This window comes from Mesorhizobium sp. M1348 (assembly GCF_040317925.1).
Taxonomy (GTDB): Bacteria; Pseudomonadota; Alphaproteobacteria; order Rhizobiales; family Rhizobiaceae; genus Mesorhizobium.
This window is the reverse complement of record NZ_JAMYLH010000071.1, coordinates 1-2,781: the sequence shown is the minus strand read 5'-3', so window position 1 is coordinate 2,781 and position 2,781 is coordinate 1. Positions and strand designations below refer to the sequence as shown.

The window sequence follows — 2,781 nt, the reverse complement described above, 5'->3', positions numbered from 1 at the left end:
AGGTCATCGACTGGTGCCGCGCCAACGACGTCGACTTCATCTTTGGCCTCGCGCCCACCACGACCCTGCGCAAGCATGTCGCGGATCTGGAGGCCAGCACGACGGCGCGCTTCGAAGCGTCGGCCAAGACAGGCAAGGTCCGCAGGTTCAAGGAGTTCGTTGACGGCGCCCGCGGCGCGGCCGGGCCGGCAGCACTCAGGCGACTATAACGGGCGCAGAGCCGACCCTGCGGCTTCCAGACATTGTCGTGTACAGCTTCAGACCCTCAAGCCGAGCCCGCAGGGCCTCGCTTACCTTTTACGGGGCGGCGGTACGTCCAAGCCGCTTCAACAGTTAAGAATTTCGCAAAGACGATACCCCCGGATCGTCGAGCTTCCGCTGCCACTTCCCGCATTCGCCGAGGCGGTCAATGACCCGCCCTTCACAATAGTTATCCGGCAAGCATCTGGATGCGAGAGATAATGTGGCCGGAGGCATCTCTCATGGCTTCTACACCTGCCTGAACGCCAGAACCGCGTTCGTGCCGCCAAAGGCGAAGGAGTTGCTCAGTGCCACGCGCACCTTGCGCTCGCGTGCCACATTGGGCGTGACGTCGAGATCGCAATCGGGGTCCAGCTCACGATAATTGGCAGTCGGCGGCACGACGCTCTCGCGGATAGCCATCACGCAGGCGATCAACTCGAGCGCGCCGGACGCGCCGAGGCAATGCGCGTGCATGGACTTGGTAGAAGAAATGGACATTGAGAAGGCGTGCTGACCGAAGACGCGCTTGATCGCCGCCGTCTCGATCTGGTCGTTGGCCTTGGTGCCGGTGCCGTGCGCGTTGAGATAGTCGACATCCTCGGCGTCCAGCCTGGCATCGGCAAGGCAGGCCCGCATTGCTGCCTCCGGCCCCTCGACAGTCGGCGCGACGATGTCGGACGCATCGGCGGAAAGGCCGGCACCGGCAATTTCGGCAAGGATGGTGGCGCCCCGAGCCAGGGCATGCTCGTAGCTTTCCAGCACCGCCATGCCGGCGCCTTCACCAAGCGACAGGCCCTGGCGATCGGCCGAGAATGGCCGGCAAGTATCGGGCGAAAGCACGCGGATCGCTTCCCATGCCTTCAGCACACCCCATATGAGCGGCGCTTCGCTGCCGCCGGCAAGCATCACGTCGGCCCGGCCGAGCCTGATCTGGTCCACCGCGCAGGCAATCGCATGGTTTGCCGAGGAACAGGCGGACGTGACGCCGAAGACCGGCCCGCGCAGGCCGAGACTCATGCTGACCTGGCCGGCAGCGGCACCCGGCATCGCCTTGGGTACAGTCAAGAGAGCGGCACGCTTACCGCCCAGAAGGATGGCGCGGTAGGTTTGCTCGATCGCATCCCACCCGCAGCCGCCAACGCCCACCGTCGCACCGAAGCGATAGCTATTTCCCTCTTTGGAGGAAAGTCCGGCCTGACGCATAGCTTCGCGCGCCGCAAGCACAGCGAGCAGGCTGAAGCGGTCCATGGAGATGAGTTGCTTGCCGTCGATGTCATGCTCCGGCAGCGCCTTGATCTCGGCACCGATCCTGACCCTCAATTCATGGAGCTCGGAGTTGACGATTGGGCCGATGGCGGAGCGGCCTTCTCGCATCTCTGTCCAAATGGCGGCGGCGTTGGTCCCAAGCCCGCAAATCCCGCCAATCCCAGTAATCACGACGCGCCTGTCCATTCACACCCCCTTAGCGAGCAAGCTGCGCACGGCTTCCACCATGTCCCCAACATTCTGGAGATCCGACCATGCCTCGGCCGTATTCATCTCGATCTCGATGCCGTAGGCCTGCTCCAGGTCCCAGAGAACGTCCGCCAATCCCAGTGAATCGATACCGAGCGAAGTCAGTCCCGTGGCAGCCGTTATCTCGCCGCCTGTGGCAGGCGCTATGCCGCCCTCCGACGCGGCGCGCTTCTTGATCATGGCGATTATTTCGTTGGCGAGTTGATCTGCCATCTTGTTCCTTTCCAGCTTGCGTTTTCGGCGTCGTTCAAAACCCGAGTCGCGTCGCGTTGCCAAAATTGCCCCTCATAGAGCCTGTGCGACCGACCAAGCCCAATGCCCATAGGAACCGGACGAGTTCCGGCTTCTGCGGCGTCAGCCCGATGACGAAGAAAAGTCGCCGGCCTCCCGCTTTTGCGCCAGCACATCAAGAATCTGCGTGTAAATGGATAGGAACCGTCGTCAAACGTCAGCTAAACGCTGCGACGGTGGGTGCTGTCAGCGTATTCACTCGGCACCTCATATGTAATCGAGATGTTTCATAGCTCCGGACCAGTTGCGATCAACTATTGTACCGGTCCGCCATTCGTCGGAGAGTTCGACATGATCGGAGCGCTGCCTCTCATTCCCAGTACAATCTCCACCGCACGCGACAGATTTCCTCTTTCGGGCTCTTCTCAAGGGACTCGCCACGCGATAGAGGCAGTGATCGGCGCACGTGAGGTCCTGCCAAGTCCATGCGACATTCCGGAAAATTGGTAAAATCGTTTGTTTCAATCAAATGCATCCAGGCTATGGATAGCTAAGACATGCGTTTCAAAGGGCTCGATCTGAATCTTCTCGTCGTTCTCGACGCGCTGCTGAGCGAGCGCGGCCTCACGGCGGCGGCACGCCGCATCAACCTAACCAAATTCATGGGGGTTGGTGGATGTGGCGCAAGCCGTTGAAATGACGTAGGATTTGGTTGCTTAAGCCGATCCGAACCATTTCCCGGAGACCACACCCACCATGAACGATCTTGCGCTGCCGCTGAGCGGTTTGTCA

General features: G+C 61.1%; 2 protein-coding genes and 3 pseudogenes. 3 read left to right on the top strand and 2 right to left on the bottom strand.

Annotation, left to right across the window (positions count from 1 at the left end; genetic code table 11):
• Together NKH13_RS35435 and NKH13_RS35430 are read left to right on the top strand one after the other, a co-directional pair.
• Positions 1 to 170 (top strand): annotated as a pseudogene (locus NKH13_RS35435) (IS1380 family transposase); the annotation flags it as partial.
• A gap of 168 nt (positions 171 to 338) precedes the next feature.
• Positions 339 to 503, top strand: a pseudogene (locus NKH13_RS35430) (LysR family transcriptional regulator); the annotation flags it as partial.
• On the opposite strand, the gene NKH13_RS35425 reads toward NKH13_RS35430, so the two are convergent.
• Together NKH13_RS35425 and NKH13_RS35420 are read right to left on the bottom strand one after the other, a co-directional pair.
• On the bottom strand, positions 490 to 1,695 hold the full coding sequence (locus NKH13_RS35425) for a beta-ketoacyl-[acyl-carrier-protein] synthase family protein (protein ID WP_352453892.1): 1,206 nt from the start codon (positions 1,693 to 1,695) through the stop codon (positions 490 to 492). The pseudogene NKH13_RS35430 and the gene NKH13_RS35425 sit on opposite strands and share 14 nt — an antisense overlap.
• On the bottom strand, positions 1,696 to 1,971 hold the full coding sequence (locus NKH13_RS35420) for an acyl carrier protein (protein ID WP_023679611.1): 276 nt from the start codon (positions 1,969 to 1,971) through the stop codon (positions 1,696 to 1,698).
• Positions 1,972 to 2,546: 575 nt separating this feature from the next.
• Between NKH13_RS35420 and NKH13_RS35415 the strand changes: the two are divergent.
• A pseudogene (locus NKH13_RS35415) lies at positions 2,547 to 2,648 on the top strand (LysR family transcriptional regulator); the annotation flags it as partial.
• Between the last annotated feature and the right edge of the window lie 133 nt (positions 2,649 to 2,781).

Excerpts from the sequence above, each read along its gene's own strand:
- NKH13_RS35425 (WP_352453892.1), bottom strand. The coding sequence starts at position 1,695 with ATGGACAGGCGCGTCGTGATTACTGGGATTGGCGGGATTTGCGGGCTT.
- NKH13_RS35420 (WP_023679611.1), bottom strand. The coding sequence starts at position 1,971 with ATGGCAGATCAACTCGCCAACGAAATAATCGCCATGATCAAGAAGCGC.